This is a genomic window from Salinisphaera sp. G21_0 (assembly GCF_017744115.1).
Taxonomy (GTDB): domain Bacteria; phylum Pseudomonadota; class Gammaproteobacteria; order Pseudomonadales; family Endozoicomonadaceae; genus Endozoicomonas.
In genome coordinates, this window is the sequence record NZ_JAGHQW010000262.1 from 1 (window position 1) to 569 (window position 569).

General features: G+C 54.7%; 1 protein-coding gene and 1 pseudogene. Both read left to right on the plus strand.

What is annotated here, in order from left to right; genetic code table 11:
* Window positions 1-282: pseudogene (locus tag J7439_RS25965) on the plus strand (hypothetical protein); the annotation flags it as partial.
* Window positions 279-569, plus strand: a 291-nt coding sequence (locus J7439_RS25970) for a hypothetical protein (RefSeq protein WP_209204949.1), incomplete at its 3' end; no start/stop codon positions are given. The pseudogene J7439_RS25965 and the gene J7439_RS25970, both read left to right, overlap by 4 nt.

The window sequence follows — 569 nt, forward strand, 5'->3', positions numbered from 1 at the left end:
ACCGAAGGCGGTGATACTTTTGTGCTGGCGATGGACGAATACGGTGTTCCTTTCACGGCTACAGCTTCTGTGGTTCAGGGAGATTTAATTCATCCCACCGTACCCAATGGCCATGTTTACCGGGTTGAAGCAGGCGGCAACTTGCCAGCTACCGAACCAACCTGGTGGATTGATACCGGCACCAACCATACTCGCACCATTGAAGGGGATATCACCCTCCGGGCGATTCCTTTTTATCGGCCTCTGGCACACGGTCCCATCAAAGCAGAACCCACTCTATGAGTTATGAGGTTCCCACCGACAGCCCCGAGTTCAGGTTGACCGGCGCTCCCTATGCCATATCATCGTCGGCTATTGCTGACTTTTCTTTTGATGGCAAGCCGCTGGTTTATTATGCGCCACCTCCCGGATTGGTTCGCCCTTATGGAAGCCAATGGCAGGGTGCGCTTAGTCGCCAGCAGGGCTTTACTGCGGGCTATTCTACCAGTCGGCCTGTTAGCATTACCCGGAGGCAAAGTAGTCAGCAGGCAAAGCCTGTGGAAGCCTCACCGCTTGGGCTGTTTTGGGGA